The organism is Hyphococcus aureus (assembly GCF_042643165.1).
Classification (GTDB): Bacteria; Pseudomonadota; Alphaproteobacteria; order Caulobacterales; family Parvularculaceae; genus Hyphococcus; species Hyphococcus aureus.
Window position 1 is genome coordinate 2,323,712 of record NZ_JBHRSH010000001.1, and the last position, 21,675, is coordinate 2,345,386.

Below are 21,675 nucleotides of genomic sequence, written 5' to 3' on the forward strand. Positions count from 1 at the left end.
CTCCTAAATAGCCGCATCCGCCGGTCACAATTTGACCCTGGTCAATCTTAGGGAATTTCCGATCACCGAGACCGAGCTGAATGCCATTGCTGCAGCTGCGAGAATGGGGCTCAAAAGCAGGCCGAACACGGGATAGAGAACGCCCGCCGCGACCGGCACACCGGCGGAGTTGTAGACGAACGCGAAAAACAGGTTTTCGCGAATATTGCGCATCACGGAGCGGCTCAGTTTGCGGGCGCGGACAATGCCGTTGAGATCGCCCTTGATCAGCGTGACGCCGGCGCTTTCGATGGCGATGTCGGAGCCCGCGCCCATGGCGATGCCGACATCGGCGGAGGCGAGGGCCGGCGCATCGTTGACGCCGTCTCCGGCCATGGCGACCACGCGCCCGCCATCCCTTAATTTCTGCACGATTTCGCCCTTGTCCTGGGGCAGGACTTCGGCGCGCACATCTTCAATGCCAAGCTGGCGCGCGACCGCCATCGCCGTCGTCCTGTTGTCGCCGGTAAGCATGACGATCTTGACGCCCTGGCGCTTGAGGGTCTTGAGCGCTTCCTTCGTCGTCGGTTTGATCGGATCGGCGACGGCGACGACCCCGGCAAGCTTATTATCAACAGCGACATACATCGATGTTGCACCCGCTTTGCGCTGCTCCTCGGCTATCGCATCAAGCATGTCGGTCTCGACGCCAAGGGCGTCCATGAACCGTTTATTGCCAAGCGCGACGGCGCGGGCGTCGACGACGCCTTTGACGCCTTGTCCGGTCACGGCTTCGAAGTCTTCAGCGCGGTCCAGCGCCAGATCCCGTTCCTCCGCAGCAGTTACAATCGCCTCGGCGAGGGGATGTTCGCTGCCGCGTTCAAGGCTGGCCGCAAGACGCAACAAAGTATCGTCATCAAAAGTCGGTGCGGCGATAAGTTTCGATAATTTCGGCTTTCCTTCCGTCAACGTGCCGGTTTTATCGACGACAAGGGTGTCGACTTTTTCCATGCGTTCCAATGCTTCAGCGTTCTTGATGAGAACGCCGGCCTGGGCACCGCGCCCGACGCCGACCATGATCGACATTGGCGTTGCGAGGCCGAGCGCGCAAGGGCAGGCGATAATCAGTACGGAAACGGCGATCACCAGCGCATAGGCGAACGACGGATGAGGCCCAACAGCGGCCCAAACGCCAAAGGCGATGAGCGCGACGAGGATCACCGCCGGCACGAAATATCCAGATACGGCGTCTGCCAAACGTTGAATCGGCGCGCGGCTGCGCTGGGCCTCGGCAACCATTTTGACAATCTGCGACAGCATTGTTTCCGCGCCGACGCGATCGGCGCGCATGATGAAGGAGCCGGTCCCATTGAGCGTACCGCCGATCACTTTGTCGCCGGTCGTCTTTTCAACTGGCACGGCCTCGCCGGTGATCATCGATTCATCAATGGCGCTGCGGCCCTCAAGGACTTCGCCGTCCACCGGGATTTTTTCGCCCGGCCGCACCCGTAGGCGATCGCCGGCGTCGACGACGTCAAGATCGACTTCCTCTTCCGCGCCGTCGTCGCGAATACGCCTTGCTGTTTTTGGCGCAAGGTCGAGAAGCGCGCGCACCGCCGCGCCGGTTTTTTCCCGCGCGCTCAATTCCAGCACCTGGCCAAGAAGGACCAGCACGGTGATGACCGCCGCCGCCTCGAAATAGACGGCGACGGGGCCGCCTTCGTGGCGAAAGCTTTCCGGAAAGATCTGCGGGGTCAGCGCCGCGAGGACGCTGTAAACATAGGCTGCGCCGACGCCCATCGCGATCAGTGTAAACATATTGAGATTGCGCGACAGGAGAGACGCCCAGCCGCGCTGGAAAAATGGCCAGCCGGCCCACAAAACGACCGGTGTCGCCAGCGCAAGTTGAAGCCAGTTGGATTGTTGGATTGTGATGAAGCGATGCAAACCAACGCCGGAAACGTGCGCGCCCATTTCAAGGAAGAACACCGGAATGGCAAAGACAAGACCGATCCAGAAACGCCGGCGCATGTCGAGATATTCTACGCTCGGGCCCTTAACAGCCGTAACGTCCATGGGCTCAAGCCCCATGCCGCAGATCGGGCAGTCGCCAGGGCCGTCCTGCACGATCTCCGGATGCATCGGGCAGGTATATTGCGCGCCGGGGGCCGCCGGCGCCGGCTGAGGCCGCTCGCCCGAAAGATAGGGTTCGGGATCGGCGACAAATTTATCCCGGCAATGAGCGCTGCAGAAATAATAGGGCGCGCCATTATAGCGGGCGCGGTGTTCCGTGCGGTGCGGATCGGCATCCATGCCGCAGACCGGATCTTTAACCGTAGCAACATCAGACGCTGCACGCGTATGATCCTTACAATGACCGGTTTTGCTTGCGGGAAGTTGATCAGTTTTCATGGAATTCGCTTTCTTCTTCCATGGCGAGGCCTTTAAGGATGGGGCAGTCCGGCCGATCGTCGCCATGGCATTCATCGATCAGCGTCGTCAGCGTGTGTTTCATTGATTTGAGGTTTTTCAGCTTGCGGTCGATTTCGGCGATCTTCCGTTTGGCGATCGCTTTAACGTCAGCGCTCGCCCGGTTGGGGTCGGTGTAAAGCGAAACGAGCTCACGGCATTCCTCGAGCGAGAAACCGAGACGCCGCGCTGTGTGGATAAAGCGCAGAAGATGAACGTCATTTTCACCATAGTCGCGGTAGCCGGATGTGCTGCGCGCCGGCGACGGGGCGACATTCGCTTCTTCGTAATAACGGATGGTTTTCGCCGGGAGGCCCGATCTTGCCGATGCTTCGCCTATATTCATGTCGTTCGCCTCAAAATCCTTTCAACTGTCAGTACCCGATGCGATCGAGCAATGACCGCCGCCTTGCGCGCTAAAACGTCCACTAACGTCGTCGTTTTCGAACCCGCCATTTTGGACCTCCCGCCAGCTTGATAACGCCATTTCGTCGAGCCAGGGGGCAATTTAGAGATTCCAGTTACTGGAAGGTCAAGCGTTTTTTCTCGGCGCAGGGAGGAGCCGACGAACCAGGGGAATATCGCGCCGTACATACAATGCTTGAGGCGACGCCGAATGCTACGAAACGACCCAACCGATGGCCTCTCCAAAAAAAATCGCCTGTTTGCGAACGCGTTTTGCGTGCCGGACATAAATCGGGTGTGTGTCATGCGGGATCAGGCGGTTTGGTGCGTATTGAACTTCACACGGTCGCCAGCCGGGGGATCCTTAACGCTGCGTTATGGAAATTACTGCCTGCGGGAATGGACAGAAAAGCGCCGTCAGGCGTGAGGACAGGAGTTGAGTTCGATCGCATGATTACCGGAGCAAATACCCGTCGGCGGAACAGAACGTCGCTTGCCGCGCTTGCAGCAGTTTTACTTGCCGGCGCGGCCCCTGGGGCAGCGTGTCAAGGCTTGACTATTGACGGCGCCGTGGCGATTGCGCTGGGCGCTAACGATCCGACCGTCGCGCGCTTTGCGGAACGCGCTAGCGCACTGGATGACCGCGCCGTTTCCGACTCGCAATTGCCTGATCCGCAATTGCGCGTTGGTCTCCAGAATTTTCCGGTTGATACGTTTGATTTCGAACAGGAAGCGATGACGCAGGTGCAGGTCGGCGTGCGCCAGAGTTTTCCGCGGGGGAAGACACTCTCGAAAACGCGGGAGCGGCGCGAGGCGGAAGCAATCGGACAGCGCGCTTCGGGCTCCTTGCAGGAATTGCAGATTGTGCTTGATACCCGCACGGCTTGGCTTGACCTTTACTATTGGCTCGGTGCCCGGGAAACGGTTCGCGAAAGTCGCGAGGTCGTCAATGAGCTGGTCGAGGTGATCCAGACGTCGTTCGCAGTCGGCGTGCAATCGAACCAGGATTTGTTGCGCGCGGAACTGGAATTGAGCCTGCTGGATGACCGGGCCGTCGAAGTTGAGCGCCAGATAGACGCACGACTTGCGGATCTGGCGCGCCTCATTGGTCCCGAACATGCGCGCCGTGCGATTGACGATGCGTTTCCGGGCCTGCCGGCGCCGCCGGCGCGCCAGCTGATCGAAGACGGGCTTGTCAATCATCCATCCTCGATAGTGGAAGATGCGGTGATTGAAGTCCGGGAAAGCGACGTCGAGATCGCGAAACAGCAATATCGTCCGGGGTGGTCGCTTGACGCCGGCTACGGTGCGCGCGGCGGTGATCGGGCGGATTTCGCCTCCGCCATGGTGGTGCTCGATATCCCGATCTTCACCGGCAAGCGGCAGGATCGTCGTCTTTCCGCCGCCAAGAAAGAGCGCGCTGCCGCCCGGTTCGACCGCATGGCGACGCTTTTGGAACTGAAAAAAGCGCTCGATCGGACCTATGCGGATTGGGAGCGGCTAGACGCGCGCGTCGACCTGTTCGAACGGGTCGTCGTCGATCGCGCAAGCGCCAATGCCGAAGCAGCGCTCGACGGTTATCAAAATCAGGTTTCCGATTTCGCCGAACTGGTCCGCTCGCAACTCGCCGAACTCGACACGGAGCTGCAGTTGCGGCGCCTGCGCGTCGAACACGCCAAGGCGCAGTCGCAACTTTTATACCTCGCAGGTGAACGACCATGATGAAACGCATTTTTCCGATAGCGCTTGTTCTTCTTATCGGCGCGGCGATTGGCTATGGCGCGGCGATTTTCGGCGGCGCGAACGAAGATACAAGCGCTGCCGGCGGAGAGGGCGGCCGCGAGATCGCCTATTATAAAGCGCCCATGGATCCGAATTTCCGGAGCGACAAGCCGGGCAAATCGCCAATGGGGATGGATCTCATTCCCGTTTATGAAGACGAACTGGCGAGCGGTGCGGGCGGAAAGACGAGTTCAGTCAGCATCGACGCCTCGGTCGTCAATAATATTGGCGTTCGCACTGCGAAGGTCGAGTACGGATCACTAAGACCGTCCATCCGAACGGTCGGGCGGATCGAATATGACGAAGAACGCGTCGCAAATTTTCATTTACGATCCAGCGGATGGATCGAACGCCTAAGTGTTCGTGCGGAAGGAGAGCCGGTTGAAAAAGGCGCGCTTCTCTTCGAAGTTTACTCCCCTGATCTCGTCAATGCGCAGGCGGAATTTTTGCAGGCCCTGCGCAGCGGCCGCGAACAATATATAGAGGCCGGGAAAGACCGGCTGCGCGCCCTTGATATTTCCGAACAGCAGATCGCCAACCTCGAAAAGAATGGGCAGGTTCAGCAATATGTCCGGTTTTACGCACCGATCACCGGCGTCGTCACCGCGCTCAACGTAGCGGATGGCCAGTATGTGAAACCCGATACGGAAATCATGGCGCTTGCGGATCTGTCAACGGTTTGGCTGATGAGCGATGTCTTTGAATCCAACGCCGATCAATTGCGCACGGGCGCACGAGTTTTAGGCAATTCGAAATTCGAGCCCGGGACGACGATCGAAGGCGTCGTCGATTACGTTTACCCTGACCTTGACCCGATGACGCGGACGATCCCTGTACGCACGGTTCTCGACAATTCTGACGGCGATCTCAAGCCCGGCATGTTCATGACGGTTTCGGTCGCCGGGCCGGAACGCGCCGAGACAACCGTCATTCCGCGCGAAGCGCTCATCCGGACCGGTCGGCAGGAGCGCGTTATTCTGGCGCTCGACGGCGGTCAATTCCAGCCGGCGGCTGTCACAAGCGGCATTGAAGCGGACGGCAAGATCGAAATTCTGTCCGGGCTCAATCCCGGGGAAACGGTGGTCGTTTCAGGACAATTCCTGATCGATTCGGAATCCAGCTTTTCCGGCGCGGCGCTCAGGATGCAGCCAATGCGCCACGACCATGACGGCGAGGGAGATCCGGAGGGCGTCGGCGTCATCAACTCCATCAGCGACGACGGGCGAACTATTAATCTGACGCACGATCCGATCACCGCCATAGATTGGCCGGCCATGACCATGGACTTGCCGCTCGCAGAAGGAGTGGGCGCGGACGCGCTCGGGCCCGGCGGCGATATCGAATTCACCCTCGCGTTCGACGAGGAAACCGGCGGCTACGAAATCACTTCGATCGCGGTGGTCGAGCCCATTCATGAGCATGATGCGCCGCCAGATAAAAGTGCGTCTGCCGAACAGGCGGACGCGATGGATCATTCCGCCCATAACGCGTCTATGGATGAAATTGGTCCTTCAGAAGCGACAGACCAAATGGATCATTCGGCGCACGGCGCCTCGGCTTCAAGCGAACGACCACTTGTGAAAGCGTTTGGCGTTGTCAAATCCGTGAGTGCGGAAGAAAAAAAGATCACCGTTCAACACGACGCCATCCCGGAGATCGGATGGCCGGCCATGACCATGGATTTTCCGGTCTCTGATTCAATGGACCTTGCTTCTGTCCCCATGGGGGAGCGCATCGCCTTTCTGATCCGTGAGACCGGCGACAGCCGCTACATCATCGACGCCGTGGAGGCCGCCCAATGATTGCCGGTATTATCCGATGGTCGATTGAGAACCGCTTTCTCGTCATCATGGCGGCGTTTTTCCTGCTGGCCGCCGGCGTCGTCGCGATGCGACAGACGCCGCTCGACGCCATTCCCGATTTGTCTGACGTTCAGGTGATCATCAAGACCAACTATCCGGGGCAGGCGCCGCAGGTCGTTGAAGACCAAATCACCTATCCCTTAACGACGGCGATGCTCGCGGTGCCGAAGGCGACGACGGTACGCGGCTACTCCTTCTTCGGGGACTCATATGTCTACATCATTTTCGAGGACGGGACGGACCTTTACTGGGCGCGCTCGCGAGTGCTCGAATATTTAAGCCAGGTCGCGGCCGATTTGCCTGAGGGCGCCAAAACCGAGCTCGGACCGGATGCAACGGGCGTCGGCTGGATCTATCAATATGCGCTGGTCGACCGTACGGGCCGGCATGACATCGCCGATCTCACGAGCATCCAGAACTGGTTCTTGAAGTTCGAGTTGCAGAGCGTCCCAGGCGTTTCGGAAGTCGCCACGATTGGCGGCATGGTGCGGCAGTATCAGGTGACGCTCGATCCGGACAAACTGCGCATCTTCAATCTGACGCTGGCGCAGGTGCGACGGGCTATTCAGGAAGGCAATCAGGAGGTCGGCGGTTCGGTGATCGAACTTGCGGAAGCGGAATATATGATCCGCGCACGAGGCTATGTGTCTTCAATTGACGACTTAAAACGCATCCCGGTTGGCCGGCAATCGAACGGCTCGCCGGTTCTTTTACGAGACATTGCCGATATCGACATCGGTCCGCAAATGCGCCGTGGGATCAGCGAACTGAATGGCGAGGGCGAAGCTGTCGGCGGCGTAATCATCATGCGCTGGGGGGACAATGCGCTTGCGACCATTGATGCGGTCAAGGAGAGGCTCGAGCAATTGCATGAGAGCATGCCCGAAGGCGTCGAGATCGTTCAGACCTATGACCGGTCAAAACTGATCGAACGCGCCGTCGAGAATCTCTATGAGAAACTCACGGAAGAATTCATTGTCGTCGTCCTGATCTGCGCGGCGTTTTTGCTGCACTTCCGCTCGTCGCTGGTTATTATCCTGTCGCTTCCGCTCGGCATCCTCTCAGCCATCATCATCATGAAGCTGCAGGGCATCAACGCCAACATCATGTCCCTCGGCGGGATCGCCATCGCCATCGGCGCCATGGTCGACGGCGCCATTGTTATGATCGAGACGCTTCATCGGCATATCGAAAAGGAACCGCTGACGCCCGAAAATCGGTGGCGGATCGTCCGCGAAGCGGCGAGCGAGGTTGGCCCGGCGATCTTCTTCTCGCTCGTGATCATTACACTGAGTTTCATGCCGGTGTTCGCGCTCGAAGCGCAGGAGGGCCGGCTGTTCAAGCCGCTTGCTTTCACCAAGACCTACGCCATGGCCGCGTCGGCCATTCTGGCGATTACGCTGGTGCCGGTGCTGATGGGATATCTCGTGCGCGGTCGCATCAGGCCGGAAAATAAAAACCCGCTCGCCGTCATTCTGGTGCGCGGCTATCGGCCGGTCATCGATCTTATTCTGAAACGCCCGCGCGCCGTGCTCGCGCTCGCCGCGGCGATCATGATGACGGCGGCCTATCCGTTCCTGCGCATCGGCAACGAGTTCATGCCGGACCTCAATGAAGGCGATTTCCTTTATATGCCGAGCGCATTTCCGGCGGTTTCGATCGGCAAGTCCCGGGAATTGCTGCAGCAAACCAACAAGATGATCGCGACCGTGCCGGAGGTTGAAACCGTACACGGAAAAGCGGGCCGCGCGGAAAGCGCCACCGATCCGGCGCCGCTGACGATGGTCGAAACGACGATCCAACTGAAGCCCGATGACGAATGGCGTCCGGGCATGACCATGGACAAGATTCGCGACGAACTTGAAGCCGCGGTGCAGGTTCCGGGCGTTTCCAATGTCTGGATCATGCCGATCAAGAACCGGATCGACATGCTCGCGACCGGCATCAAGACGCCGCTCGGCATCAAGGTCGCGGGGCCGGATCTCGCCGTGATCTCAGAGATCGGCGAGGAGATCGAACGGGTTTTGAAGCCGCTTGAAGGCACCGCCTCTGTCTATTCCGAGCGTGTCGTCGGCGGGCGTTATGTCGAAATTGACGTGCGCCGTGAGGAAGCGGCCCGCTATGACATGAATGTTGCGCAAGTGCAGGACATTGTCCGGTCCGCGATCGGCGGCGCCAATGTCGGGGAGTCCGTCGAGGGGCTCGAACGCTACCCGGTCAATTTGCGGTTTCCACGCGATATACGCGACTCAGTCGTTCATCTTCAGCAATTGCCGGTAGTGACGGCGACAGGCGCCCATGTGCCGCTGGCAGACTTGGCCGACATTCGCATTGTCGACGGGCCGGCTATGATCCGCAGCGAGAACGCGCGCCTTAATGGCTGGATCTATGTCGATATCGCAGGCGTCGACCTTGGCACGTATGTGGCCGCGGCTAAACAAACCGTCGCTGAGCAGCTCGCGTTGCCGCCCGGCTACTCGCTGGGCTGGTCGGGTCAGTTCCAATATATGGAGCGCGCGCAACAGCGCCTGGCGCTGATCGTGCCGATCACCCTGGCGCTCATTGTCGTCCTGCTCTTCCTCGCCTTCCGGCGCATTGCGGAAGTGTTGATCATTCTCCTGACCTTGCCGCTGGCGCTGGCCGGCGGGATCTGGTTTCTCTATGCGCTTGGCTACAACATGTCGATCGCTGTCGGCGTCGGTTTCATTGCGCTTGCCGGCCTGACCGTCGAGATATCCCTCGTTATGCTCGTATTCCTGAACAACGCCTTCGCGGAACGCGTCGATATTGCGCGCAACGAAAAACGCGCCGTCGATCATTTTGATGTTGAAAGCGCGATCCGGGAAGGCGCCCTGTTGCGCCTGCGCCCCATCATGATGACCGTGGCGGCGATTATCGCCGGGCTCCTGCCGATTATGCTTGGCGCCGGAACCGGCTCGGAGGTCATGCGCAGGATCGCTGCACCTATGGTCGGCGGCGTTGTCAGTTCGACCATTTTGACCCTCATGGTCATTCCGGCGGTCTTCTATTTATGGAAGTTAGGTGAAATCAAGCGCATGCGCCTTGCTCATTCCGAAGACAGTCTACCGCCTCTGGCGGAGCAGCCGACAACCGCGTGACCGATTAACGCCGCGCTTATTGCCGGTTGCGGAATGCTTATTATGAGGGAGCGCTGCGTTTCATGCGTAGGCGACAATAGCTCCGTTGAAATCTATCAGGGCAAATCGCACCGCTTGTAAGGCGCCTGCAAAATCGAGAACAGAACTGAAGGTTGTCCCGGCGATGAACATTACGCTTGAAGACCCCAACATTCAGTGCCTTTGTCGGACGCTCGATCGCGAGAAGCTGTATGCGACCCTACAGGCGCAGACCGACTCCGATATTTTTCGAGAGTATTTCACCGGATCGCATTCCGCTGTTATCGCCGATACGCCGGTCTTCATCGGGCGCGAGCACGCAGAAAAAATGCGCAGTGTTATTTCGGCGATAGAAAAAATTGCGCAAACGCCGGAATACTGTCGCGCTGTCGCTGCCCATGCGCCGACCATTGCACAATTCGACCCAGGCGCGCGCGGCGTTATGATGGGATACGATTTTCATCTTGGGCCGGACGGCCCAAAGCTCATTGAAATCAACACCAATGCCGGCGGCGCATTAATCAACGCCTATCTCGCCCAGGCGCATCGCGCGTGCTGCGGGATGACGGCGAATGCAGAGCCATCAGACTTACAGGCTATGGATCCTGCGAATGCAATTTTTGAAAGTTTCATCAGCGATTGGCGCCGTCAGCGCGGCGACGCGCCGCTCGAAACAATCGCGATAGTGGATGAAGATCCGGAAAGCCAGTTTTTCTACCCCGAACTTCTTTTGTTCAAAACCCTGTTTGAGCGCCGCGGCGTGCGCGCTGTCATCGCTCCGCCGGAGACTTTTGAGCACAGCAACGGCGCGCTTATTTGCGATACTCGCTCCGTCGATCTTGTCTATAATCGCCAGACGGACTTCGCCTTCGAGAAAGTTCAATCCGCTGCGATCCGATCCGCGTATCTTGCCAACGATGTCGTCGTCACGCCGAACCCGCGCGTTCACGCTCTACTGGCGGACAAGCGCAACCTGATTTTTCTGTGCGACGAAGATCTTCTGCGGCAATGGAACGTCGATGAATATTCGATTGAACTACTGGCGGGTGCGATCCCGCGCACCGTTGTGCTTGATCCCGACCGGGCCGACAGTTTTTGGGCTGATCGAAAAAAACTGTTTTTCAAACCCGCTGCCGGTTATGGCAGCAAGGCCGCTTATCGCGGAGACAAGATCACGCGTCGCGTATGGGAAGAGATCCTTCAAAACGATTATGTCGCTCAGGAAATCGTTCCGCCGGGCGAGCGCAACATACGTCTCGATGATGATGTTAAAACCATGAAAGTCGATGTCCGAAATTACACCTATGACGGATCGATTTTGCTGACAGCGGCGCGCCTCTATCAGGGGCAAACAACCAATATGCGAACGCCGGGCGGCGGGTTCTCGCCTGCTTTTGAAATGCGTGCGTCAACGTCGTGCGATTGTCGGACCGCGTATTAGCCTATGCTGACAACCCAGTCTGTGATTGAGGCTGTTACGGTTCGTCTGGCGCCATCTTCACTTAGTATACGAAAACGTCGCCGTAATGGAGATCGACTTTCTTCGGAAAAATGACCTTGAAGATTCCCACTTTCAATGCTCATGCGCACAGAGCGTATGATTGGAGAGAATTTCAATCACGCGGCAGTCTGAAATTTTGTCGACGCTGCATTCCTTGATCATCCGATTGAGCTCGCGTTCGAGCGATTTCAATCTCTTGATGCGTTGTCTGACATCTTCGGCGTGACGGCGTGCGATTTCATCAACGTCCGCGCAAGACCGGTTCTCATTTCTGGAGAGGGCGATCAGTTCGCGGATCGCCTCCAGCGGAAAGCCGAGATCGCGGGCATGGCGGATAAAGCGCATGCGTTCGACGGCTTTGGCGTCATAAATCCGCTGGCCGCCTTCGGACCGATCCGGCGGATCGATAAGGCCGATACTCTCATAATAGCGGATCGTCGTGACCTTGACGTCCGAGGCTTTCGCCAGCCGGCCTATAGTCACGGGAATTTTTTCGGATTTCGGCATTTTTCCTCTTGAACCTACAGTTGCTGTAGACATTAGGTTAGGGTCAGCAGCAAAGCAATGGAGAGCCGCGATGGCCGGATGCGCGTGCGAGGACAATCAAATTGACACCGATCAATTCGACGGCCGGTCGCCCGCCTATATGCGGGCGCTGATCGCGGTGATTGCGATCAACGCCGTCATGTTTTTGGTGGAAATGTCGGCTGGCTATCTTGGGAGTTCACAGGCGCTGAAAGCCGACGCTCTCGATTTCGCGGGCGATACTGCGACCTACGCTTTGAGCTTCGCGGTTATCGGCGCGGCGCTGCGCACGCGCGCAACGGCGGCGCTCATTAAAGGCGCCAGTCTTGGCTTGATGGCGCTGTTTGTCCTAACCACCACGGTTGCGAGCGCGTTCGGCGACGCCTCTCCTGTTGCGCCGGTGATGAGCGGCATCGGGTTTGCTGCGCTCGCCGCCAATGTCGCCAGCGTTTTTATTCTCCTTCGCTGGCGGGACGGCGATTCAAATGTCCGCTCCGTCTGGCTGTGCTCGCGCAACGACGCCATCGGCAATATCGGCGTGATCGCCGCCGGCGGAGCGGTGTGGCTGACCGGATCGTTTTGGCCCGATTTGATTGTGGCGGCATTGCTTGCGAGCCTGTTCGCCAGATCAGCTTGCTCGATTATTGCGCAGTCGATGAAAGAACGCCGCGCGTCGCTGAATTTCGCCGAGGGGCGTGTTTGAGCATGGCGCGGGCGTTACTCATATTGGCGGCGGCCAATGCTGCGCTTTCCATCCCGATGGCGATGCTGGTTAAACGGGACTTTTCGAAACGCGGACGCGTCAGCATACCGATGGCCGTCTGGACCGGCGCCGCAATGCACGGCAATGCTTTGTTGCTGTTTGCAATCGCGTGGTTCGATCGGGGTTCGCTTGGCGCCCCAAGTATTCTGACGAGCGCGGCTGGCGGATTTTTTGCGATTGCCGGGGCTGCGCTGATTTATCTGGGCCGGAGCGCCTACGCGGATTTTTCGAGAGTCTATGGCCTCAAGGAAGACGAACTTATTGACCGGGGCGTTTACCGCTGGTCACGCAACCCGCAATATGTCGGATACGCCTTGTTCCTGGGGGGAGTGTCATTGGCCGCGCTTTCGGTTTGGGCGTTCGTGCTCACCCTCTCATTCGCGCTCTTCATTCATTGTTATATTGTATCGGTCGAAGAGCCGCATCTTCGGGCGGCCTTTGGAAGAGCCTATGAGTCGTATTTGAGGCAGACCGCGCGATATTTCAGGCCGCCATCGGGTCGGCGCAACGATGTAAACGAAAAATTATAATGATTTGTCAGGAGTTTTACAGTAGGACGCATTTGAGATGATGTCATCCATTCGACATATGCACCGCGTCATTGTGGTATTGTTGATTGCGCTATGGGGCGCGGTTGGCATCGTCGCGCCTGCGCACGCGGCGGAAGAAGACATCCATCATGCGACGCAACACGACGCGGGCGAAGAGCGCGCCGCGACACAAGGCGAGCCGGCTGACGAAGGTTCCATCCATCCGGAGCACGCCGCGCATTGTCATTCCGGCGCATGTCATTTTCACGCCCTGTCTCGCGCCTCATTGGAGCCAGCGTCCCTGCTGCTCTTTGCGAGCAAGATCAGAGCGCCGGAAAACGGTGTCGTCCCCCAGGCTTCTCTTTCCTCATTATTCCGTCCTCCGCGAATCTGACTGATCGCGCGCGCTCTGCGCGCCCATCAGTAATTTTGATTCCAAGAGGACAATGACCAATGACCATCAGAATATGCAGGCTTGCGCTCGCCGCTTTTGCGGCGTGGGGGCTCGGCGCTGCGTCCGCGCAGGAGAGCGCCGCTGAGCCTGGCCCGACGCTAGGACAATTTCTTGAAGACGCCGCGCGCAATCATCCAAGGCTCGAAGAAGCGCGCGCCGAACTCGATGCGGCGGAAGCGCGCGGGCGCGCCAATTCGCGGCCGCTCTACAATCCGGAATTCGAGGGCGAGTTCTCGGACAGCGAAGACGATGCGGATGACAGTCGCTCTATCGGCCTGTCGAAAGCCTTCGACATCACCAATAAGCGCGCCACTCGGGCGAAGGGCGCGCGCAGCGCCGTCGACGCCGCAAGTTTTGCCTATGAAGCGGAAAAGCGTGCGTTATTCGCCGAACTCCTGACCGCGCTGGCGGATTACCAGGCGAGGAAACGCCTTTCCGATCTGGCGGCCGAGCGCGCCGACGTCGCGCGCGAGTTTTCTTCGATTGCGGACCGCCGCGCAGAGGCCGGCGACTTATCAAAATCGGAGCGTCTTGCTGCGCGCTTGAGCTTTTCCCAGGCGATCGCGGAGCAAACGACCGCCCGAAGCGAGTTCTCCGAAGCGCGACAAGCTTTGACAGCGCTTGTGGGCGAAGTCATGCCGGCTTGGCCGGTGCTACCTGACCCGCCGGCGGCCGCGCCGCCGCTCGATATGACGTTGGTCCGCCGCTTGCCGGAATTGCGCGCGGCGGAAGCGCGCGCCGACGCGCTGTCGGCCGAAATCCGGTTTGCGAAAAAAGCACGCATTCCCGATCCGACCATCGGCGCCGCCTATGGACGCGAAGGAGACGCCGATTTCGCCGGCGTCCGATTGTCCGTACCCATTCCGGTTTTTGCGTCCGGACAGGCCGAAGTCGATGAGGCGCGCGCCGAACGCATCGCCGCCGAGCAAGCGATCCGCAATCAGCTACGCAACGCCGAAGCGCGGCTCGTCGAAGCCAGCGGACGCTTCGCCGTCGCGGCGGGGACGTGGCGCGCGTGGATGCGCGACGGGTCGGATGTGCTCGGTGAGCAACGCCGCGTGCTCGATCAATTATGGCGGTCGGGCGACATCACTGCGGTCGAATATCTCGTGCAGCTCGATCAAACCTACAGCGCGGAACGCGCAGGAATTGAACTTCAAGGGTCTTTATGGCGCGCCTGGATCGATTGGCTCGATGCGTCAGGGACGCTCAATGAATGGATGGAGACTCTGTGATGCGTAACTTTCGGAAACTGAATTCTGGCCTTGGACTGGCGATCATCGCCCTCGGGGCGCTGACAGTCGCAGGCTGCGGCGCATCGGATGCTGAACAAAAGCCATCTTCAGCCGAGCAGTCGGAAGAGGGCCACGGCGAAGAAGGCGGCGGTCATATCGAAATGACGGCGGCGGAGCGGAGCGCCAAAGGGATCAAATCCATTGCGCTCGGCAAGCGACAACTGACCGGTGAGTTCATTGCGCCGGGTGAGGTGACGGCGAACCGCTACAGGACGGCGCAAGTCGCGCCGCGCATCAGCGCGCAGATTGTCGAGCGACATATCGTGCGCGGAGAGAAAGTCGAAGAAGGCGCGCCGCTGGTCACGCTCTCCAGCGTCGAAATGGCCGAAGCGCAAGGCGCGCTCATCATCAACGACAAAGAATGGCGCCGCGTCCGAAATCTCGGCCGGGACGTCGTTTCTGAAAAGCGTTATGTCGAGGCGGAAGTCGCGCGCCAGCAGGCCCATGCCAAACTCCTCTCATTCGGTATGGCTGAACAGGAAGTCGCCGCGCTTCTGAAAAGCGGCGACGCCAGCAAGGCGACGGGCCGCTTCATTCTGTTCGCGCCGCAGTCCGGCACGGTCGTCCGCGACGATTTCACGTTGGGAGAATTTGTCGATCCCGGCCGGGTGCTGGTCGAAATCAGCGACGAATCGACGGTCTGGGTTGAAGCGCGACTGACCGCCGAACAGGCGCAAAGGATAGCCGTCGGCGCATCCGCGCGCGTTAAGTCCAGCGCGGGACACTGGGAAGAAGGCGAGGTCATTCAGCTCCAGCACGCGCTTGATGAAACGACGCGCACGTTGATGGCGCGTGTCGAGATCGGCAATGAAGACGATGATTTTCACGCCGGTCAATTTGTCGACGCAGCAATCGCCGCCGGCGGCGGCGATGAAACGCTGGCGTTGCCGGAACGCGCGGTCGTCCTGATGGACGGCGCGCCGACTGTTTTCCGCATCGAGGGCGATGAAATCGAACCCGTCAGTGTTGAAACCGGCGCCGCCAGCGGCGGATGGATCGAAATCGCGTCTGGCGTCTCGGCAGGCGACGAAATCGTCACTGAACAAACCTTTCTCCTCAAATCGCTCATTCAAAAGACGAAAATGGGCGAAGGCCACGGGCATTAGGAGCGTGAACCATGTTGAATAAACTCGTAGAATTCTCGCTCCAGTATAAATTCCTGGTGCTCATCATCTTCGCTGTCGTCAGCTTTCTCGGCGGGCGCGCGGTCACAACGGTTCCCATCGACGCCTTCCCGGACGTCACGCCTGTGCAGGTCAACATCTACACGGAATCGCCGGGGCTCGCCGCCGAAGATGTCGAGCAATTGCTGACATTTCCCGTGGAGTCTGCGATGGCCGGACTTCCCGACGTATCGGAAATCCGTTCGGTCAGTCTCTTCGGTCTTTCCTATGTCGCCGTCTACTTCAAGGACAGCGTCGATATCTATTTCGCGCGCCGCCTTGTCATGGAACGGCTTGCGGAAGTTCGCGACCGGATACCGGAAGGCTACGGCTCGCCGGAAATGGGTCCGAACGCTTCCGGCCTCGGACAGGTCTTCTGGTACACGCTCGAACGCGCTGACGAGTCCCTTAAGGGCGACATCAGCGATATGGATTTGAGGACGCTGCAGGACTGGAACGTGCGCCTCATCCTGCGCACGGCCGCCGGCGTCGACGACGTAATGTCCTGGGGCGGGCAAGAGCGTCAGTTCCAGGTCCAGATCGACCCTTTGCAACTTATCAAATACGAGCTCGGGTTTTCTGATGTTGTCGAGGCGCTTGAGGCGAATAACCGGCAGGTCGGCGGGCAGTATATCGATCAAGGGCCGGAGCAATATCTCGTTCGCGGCTTGGGTCTTGTCCGGGACGAAACCGATATCGGCAATATCGTCGTCAAGGTGAAGGACGGCGCCCCTGTCTATGTGCGCGACGTCGCCAGAGTCGAGCAGGCCCCGGCGCTGCGCTTCGGCGCCGTCACCCGCGACGGCGAGGAGGTCGTGCTCGGCATGGCGCTCGCGCGCATCGGCGAGAACGCCAAGAACGTCGTCGATGCGGTGAAGGAAAAGGTCGAGACGGTCGAGGGCGCGCTGCCCGACGGCGTCGTCATCAAACCGATTTACGACCGCACCGAGCTTGTGGAGAAGGCAGTCGGCACAGCGGAGAAAGCCCTCATTGAAGGGTCGATTCTCGTCGCCATCGTGCTGTTTCTGTTTCTCGGCGAAATCCGCTCCGCGCTGGTCGTGATCACGGCGCTGCCGCTCGCCATGCTGATCGCCTTTATTTTCATGGGCCAGGCGGGACTCTCGGCCAATCTCATGTCGCTGGCCGGTCTCGCCATCGGCATCGGCATGATGGTCGACGGCGCCGTCGTCATGGTCGAAAACTCGTTTCGGATCATGGCGAAACGAAAAGAAGAGGGCGGCGAGGTCAACCGCACCGCCGCTGTTCTGCAGGCCGCGCGGGAAGTCGCTAATCCGATCGCGTTCGCGATCATGATCATCATCGTCGTCTTTTTGCCCTTGTTCAGTCTCGAAGGGCTCGAAGGCAAACTCTTCAAACCCATGGCGTTTAATATCAGCTTCGCCATGGCCGGATCATTAATCCTGACACTGACCATCATTCCGGTGCTGGCGGCGATGATCCTGAAGCCCAAGGAAGAGCGCGACACGATGCTGATGCGCATCGTCAAGCGCGGCTATCTGCCCCTGATCGCCTGGTCACTCGACAACAAGCGGAAAGTGGGTCTCGCCGCCGGCGGCCTCCTTGTCGCCAGCCTCGCGCTCTTTCCCTTCCTGGGCAAGGAATTCATGCCGCAATTGCAGGAAGGCTCGATCATGTGGCGGGTGACGTCGATCCCTTCGACGTCGCTCGATCAGTCGATCGAGATTTCGAAGGAGATCGAACACGCACTTGGCGAGTTTCCCGAGGTAGAAACCACCATCGCCATGATCGGCAGGGCCGAAAAAGGCGAAACCGCCGACGTCAACTACATGGAAATCTACACGGCTTTGAAACCGCAAAGCGAATGGCCGCGCAAGCGGTCGGTTGCTTCGCTCGCCGATGACATGCGCGAAAAGCTCGAAGAAACCGTGCCGACATCGGTCGTCGCCTTCACCCAGCCGATTCAGATGCGCGTCGAGGAGTTGATCTCCGGCGTGCGCGCGACGCTGGCCGCCAAAATCTACGGTCAGGATCTTGCCGAACTCGACCGGCTTAGCCAGGAGATCAAGGAGGCGATATCCGGCGTGCCGGGCGCGGCTGATCTTTCTCTCGAAGCCAATATCGGCAAGCCGCAAATTCGCATTCAGGTCGATCGCGCTGAACTCGCGCGCTACGGCATGAACGCTGACGACGTTCTCAATGTCGTGCGTACCGGCATCGGCGCTGAACCGGTAGGCACGCTCATTGACGGCGTCCGGCGATTCGACATTACGGCGCGTCTTCAAGATGCATCGAAAGCGTCCATGGAATCGATCCGCAATATTCCACTGCAGACGGCGGACGGCGCAATCATTCCGCTCGGACGGGTTGCAACGGTCACGTCGGCGGAAGGCTATTCCTTCGTCCGCCGCGAACAGTTGCAGCGCTACGCCGTCATCCAAATGGATGTGCGCGGGCGCGATGTCGACGGCTTCGTCAAGGACGCCAATGAGGTCATTGCGGCGAATGTGGATTTGCCGCCGGGCTACTGGATCGAATGGGGCGGCGCTTTTGAAAACCAGCAACGCGCGCTTGCGAAACTGTCTTTGATTGTTCCGGCGACGATCTTTTTCATCTTCGTGTTGCTCTACACGGCGTTCAATTCTGTGAAATACGCCGCGTTGATTATCGCAAACGTCCCCTTTGCAGCCAGCGGCGGGCTCTTCGCGCTCTTCGTCACCGGGCAATATCTGTCCGTGCCGTCGGCGATTGGCTTCATCGCCGTCTTCGGCGTCGCCATGTTGAACGGCATCGTGCTCGTCAGTTTCATTAATGAACAGCGCGACGCCGGCTTCAGTATTCGCGACGCCGTTCGGCGCGGCACCGAACTGCGCTTGCGGCCGGTGCTGATGACGGCGAGCGTCGCCATTCTCGGCCTTATACCGATGCTCTTGTCAACCGGCGTCGGGGCCGAGACGCAAAGGCCTCTGGCCTCTGTCGTCGTCGGCGGTTTGCTGACGTCGACAGCGCTGACGCTGATTCTCCTGCCGGTCATTTATGAGTGGATGGAAATGCGCGGCCGGAAGTCTGAGCCGGCGCCGTCTCGGGGCGATCTCGACCTCGCCGACGCGCATGCAAAAGCAGCCGAATGAAAGGAAGCGCATCATGATTGAAATCAAGGCGTTCATTCATCGCAGCCGGGCGGCGAGCGTCGTTCGCGCCTTGCGCAAGGGCGGTTTCACGAACATGACCGCCGTCGATGTCAAAGGCATGGTCAAAGCGCTCGACGAAAAAGAACAGCAATATTCAACCGAGCTTGGCGATCGCGTGATCACCGAGGTGAAGCTGGAGCTTGTCTGCGAAGACGACCGGCTCTCCGAAGCCGCTGATCTGATACGCGCGAACGGGAAAACCGATATGGAGGAATCGGGCTTCATTTATGTGAGCAAGATCACGGCCGCGATTCCGATTTGAGTCTTTAGTTTCTGGTCTCGCAGTTCATGTGTCATTACGAATTGCGAGCGGGCGATAGCGCCAACTTCCTGCGCGCGTAGTCGTCCGGCGTAACCAGAGGAGCCGCCGGGTTCGTCCCCCTAACCCGGCGGCTCCGCCTTTTCTTTTCAATAAAGGTATCGCTTCCACACCTGCCGGTCGCTTTACTCGCATTGTCCTAACTTAATTGCCCATCAGAGGATTTTTTGCCGTGAATAAAACAAGCCGGCCGACCGACAAAGCCACGCAAGACAATCATCAGCACGACGATTGGCTAAACAGCTTGTTGGACGGCAGGGCTGAACTCGTCTTCTCGTTAATGTGCGGCGCCGCACTTCTTGCTGGTTGGCTCGGGCCGAAAATATCGGCGATGCCTGACGGCGTTGCGTTTGGCTTGTTATTGGCTGCATATTTTTTCGGCGGGTATTTCACGCTGAAAGAAGCAATCGGAAAAGTTTCACACGGCAAATTTGAGATCGACTTTCTTATGCTCGTCGCCGCAGGCGGCGCGGCTGTCCTCGGCGAATGGGCGGAGGGCGCGTTCCTCCTGTTTCTGTTCAGCATCGGCCACGCCCTTGAAAATTACGCGATGGCGAGAGCCCGTAACGCCATATCAGCGCTCGCCGATCTTGCGCCTGAGGAGGCGCTCGTTCGCCGGGACGGGAGGGAAACGAAAGTACCCGTCGACGAATTGAAGCCGGGCGACATTGTAATCGTTCGCTCGAACGACCGTATTCCCGCCGACGGGTTCGTCATCAAGGGTGAAAGCAGCGTCAATCAGGCGCCAATTACGGGCGAAAGCGCGCCGGCCGATAAGTCGCCTGTGAAAGATAGCAGTGAAGCGGCTGACAATTCCGACAAAATCAAACCGGCGCACAAGGTCTTCGCCGGTTCGATTAACGGCGCCGGAAGCCTCGAAATTCAGGTGACCCGGCGAGCCTCTGAAACGACGCTGGCCCGCGTTATCGATATGGTCAGCGCCGCTGAAACCAGGCAGTCGCCGACGCAAAATTTCACCAAGAAGTTTGAGAAGGTGTTTGTTCCATGCGTCGTCATGCTGGCCTTCATCACGGCTTTGTCATGGCTCTTTCTCGACGAAAACCCCGCGCAAAGTTTTTACCGGTCGATGGCGGTGCTGGTCGCAGCTAGTCCTTGCGCGCTCGCCATCGCAACGCCCAGCGCAATCCTCAGCGGCATCGCCCGCGCCGCACGCGGCGGCGTGCTGATCAAGGGCGGCGCGCCGCTTGAATCGCTGGGCAGGCTCGATTCAATTGCATTCGACAAGACGGGTACGCTCACATCCGGAGAGCCGAAGCTCGTTGAAATCACGCCAGTCGCCGGCATAACGGAACCGGAGCTTCTTCGCGTCGCCGCGGCTGTTGAAGCGTTAAGCGACCACCCACTCGCCGACGCGATCGTCCGCGATGTCAAAGAACGAATGGGAGCCATTGAATACAACGCGACGGAATTCAAAAGCATCACCGGCAAAGGCGTTTCCGCGCGATTGAATGACGAACTCGTTCACATCGGAAAAACGGCTCTCTTTACTGAGACAAATGGAACGCCGCTGCCAGACGATCTTCGCGTGACCGTCAAGAGCATGTCGGCGCGGGGGCGGACAACGATGATTGTCCGGCGGGGCGATGCGTATCTTGGCGCTCTGGGCTTGATGGACACGCCGCGCTCCGCCGCCAGGCGTGTGATCCAACGCTTGCGCGATATCGGCGTTTCGACAATGATGATGATTTCGGGCGATAATCAACAAGTCGCGGACGCGATTGCGCGCGAAGTTGGTCTCGATCACGCCTTCGGCGATCTTATGCCCGACGATAAGGTCGAGAAAATCAAGGATCTAAAAGAATCAGGCGGCGTCGCCATGGTTGGCGACGGCGTAAATGATGCGCCAGCCATGGCGAACGCAACCGTTGGCGTCGCTATGGGCGCAGCCGGCTCGGATGTGGCGCTCGAAACGGCCGATGTCGCTCTTATGGCGGATGATCTTGAAACGCTGCCATTCGCCGTCGGACTGAGCCGCGCGACCAGCCGAACGATCCGTCAAAACCTTTGGGTCAGTCTGGGCATTGTTGCGGTTCTTATTCCTGCGACGCTTTTCGGACTTGGCATCGGGCCAGCTGTTCTGGTGCATGAGGGGTCGACGCTCATTGTCGTCGCTAATGCATTACGATTATTGGCGTACAACGAACCAAAAAAGACGACATATCTGAATGGCGATCTCTGGTCCGCGGAGCAGTCGGTGAACTGGCAATAATGTGCAACAATATTGCCAATAGAGACGCTACAGATGTTCTGACCGGCATGATTTGTCCGGTGAGGTAGAGGTTGTTCGCACAAGAAGGCGC

General features: G+C 58.9%; 15 protein-coding genes. 12 read left to right on the top strand and 3 right to left on the bottom strand.

Annotated features, from left to right (window positions below):
* Window positions 1-24: 24 nt before the first annotated feature.
* Both ACFOOP_RS11350 and cueR read right to left on the bottom strand, forming a co-directional pair.
* The gene (locus tag ACFOOP_RS11350) at window positions 25-2,391 is read right to left on the bottom strand and encodes a heavy metal translocating P-type ATPase (RefSeq protein ID WP_379881072.1); all 2,367 of its coding nucleotides are present in this window, start codon (window positions 2,389-2,391) and stop codon (window positions 25-27) included.
* Complete coding sequence (gene cueR, locus ACFOOP_RS11355) at window positions 2,381-2,794, bottom strand: Cu(I)-responsive transcriptional regulator (RefSeq protein ID WP_379881073.1); 414 nt, start codon at window positions 2,792-2,794, stop codon at window positions 2,381-2,383. The genes ACFOOP_RS11350 and cueR overlap by 11 nt, the downstream gene beginning before the upstream one ends.
* A 611-nt stretch (window positions 2,795-3,405) precedes the next feature.
* On the opposite strand from cueR, the gene ACFOOP_RS11360 reads away from it, so the two are divergent.
* The 4 genes from ACFOOP_RS11360 (at window position 3,406) to ACFOOP_RS11375 (ending at window position 11,075) form a co-directional block, all read left to right on the top strand.
* The gene (locus ACFOOP_RS11360; RefSeq protein ID WP_379881074.1) at window positions 3,406-4,575 is read left to right on the top strand and encodes a TolC family protein; all 1,170 of its coding nucleotides are present in this window, start codon (window positions 3,406-3,408) and stop codon (window positions 4,573-4,575) included.
* On the top strand, window positions 4,572-6,437 hold the full coding sequence (locus ACFOOP_RS11365) for an efflux RND transporter periplasmic adaptor subunit (protein ID WP_379881075.1): 1,866 nt from the start codon (window positions 4,572-4,574) through the stop codon (window positions 6,435-6,437). The genes ACFOOP_RS11360 and ACFOOP_RS11365 overlap by 4 nt, the downstream gene beginning before the upstream one ends.
* Entirely contained in the window at window positions 6,434-9,616 is a 3,183-nt protein-coding gene (locus tag ACFOOP_RS11370) for an efflux RND transporter permease subunit (RefSeq protein WP_379881076.1), read from the top strand. The genes ACFOOP_RS11365 and ACFOOP_RS11370 overlap by 4 nt, the downstream gene beginning before the upstream one ends.
* A gap of 163 nt (window positions 9,617-9,779) precedes the next feature.
* The gene (locus ACFOOP_RS11375; RefSeq protein WP_379881077.1) at window positions 9,780-11,075 is read left to right on the top strand and encodes a hypothetical protein; all 1,296 of its coding nucleotides are present in this window, start codon (window positions 9,780-9,782) and stop codon (window positions 11,073-11,075) included.
* Window positions 11,076-11,207: 132 nt separating this feature from the next.
* On the opposite strand, the gene ACFOOP_RS11380 is transcribed toward ACFOOP_RS11375, so the two are convergent.
* Window positions 11,208-11,642: a MerR family transcriptional regulator gene (locus ACFOOP_RS11380; RefSeq protein WP_379881079.1), complete on the bottom strand. Its 435-nt coding sequence runs from the start codon at window positions 11,640-11,642 to the stop codon at window positions 11,208-11,210.
* 70 nt (window positions 11,643-11,712) lie between these two features.
* Here ACFOOP_RS11380 and ACFOOP_RS11385 point away from each other — a divergent pair, with 70 nt between their 5' ends.
* The 8 genes from ACFOOP_RS11385 to ACFOOP_RS11420 all read left to right on the top strand — a co-directional run bounded on the left by ACFOOP_RS11385 (window position 11,713) and on the right by ACFOOP_RS11420 (window position 21,584).
* Window positions 11,713-12,363, top strand: coding sequence for a cation efflux transmembrane domain-containing protein (locus tag ACFOOP_RS11385; protein WP_379881080.1), 651 nt, complete (start codon window positions 11,713-11,715; stop codon window positions 12,361-12,363).
* 2 nt (window positions 12,364-12,365) lie between these two features.
* Entirely contained in the window at window positions 12,366-12,953 is a 588-nt protein-coding gene (locus ACFOOP_RS11390) for a methyltransferase family protein (RefSeq protein ID WP_379881081.1), read from the top strand.
* A gap of 37 nt (window positions 12,954-12,990) precedes the next feature.
* Window positions 12,991-13,347: a hypothetical protein gene (locus ACFOOP_RS11395; RefSeq protein ID WP_379881082.1), complete on the top strand. Its 357-nt coding sequence runs from the start codon at window positions 12,991-12,993 to the stop codon at window positions 13,345-13,347.
* A gap of 59 nt (window positions 13,348-13,406) precedes the next feature.
* On the top strand, window positions 13,407-14,642 hold the full coding sequence (locus ACFOOP_RS11400; RefSeq protein ID WP_379881083.1) for a TolC family protein: 1,236 nt from the start codon (window positions 13,407-13,409) through the stop codon (window positions 14,640-14,642).
* Entirely contained in the window at window positions 14,642-15,808 is a 1,167-nt protein-coding gene (locus tag ACFOOP_RS11405) for an efflux RND transporter periplasmic adaptor subunit (RefSeq protein ID WP_375211450.1), read from the top strand. The genes ACFOOP_RS11400 and ACFOOP_RS11405 overlap by 1 nt, the downstream gene beginning before the upstream one ends.
* An 11-nt stretch (window positions 15,809-15,819) precedes the next feature.
* Entirely contained in the window at window positions 15,820-18,975 is a 3,156-nt protein-coding gene (locus tag ACFOOP_RS11410) for an efflux RND transporter permease subunit (protein WP_379881084.1), read from the top strand.
* Between the two features lie 13 nt (window positions 18,976-18,988).
* Window positions 18,989-19,297 (top strand): P-II family nitrogen regulator, encoded by a 309-nt coding sequence (locus ACFOOP_RS11415; protein WP_274493828.1) that lies wholly within the window; start codon window positions 18,989-18,991, stop codon window positions 19,295-19,297.
* A gap of 229 nt (window positions 19,298-19,526) precedes the next feature.
* Complete coding sequence (locus ACFOOP_RS11420; RefSeq protein WP_379881085.1) at window positions 19,527-21,584, top strand: heavy metal translocating P-type ATPase; 2,058 nt, start codon at window positions 19,527-19,529, stop codon at window positions 21,582-21,584.
* Window positions 21,585-21,675: the final 91 nt, after the last annotated feature.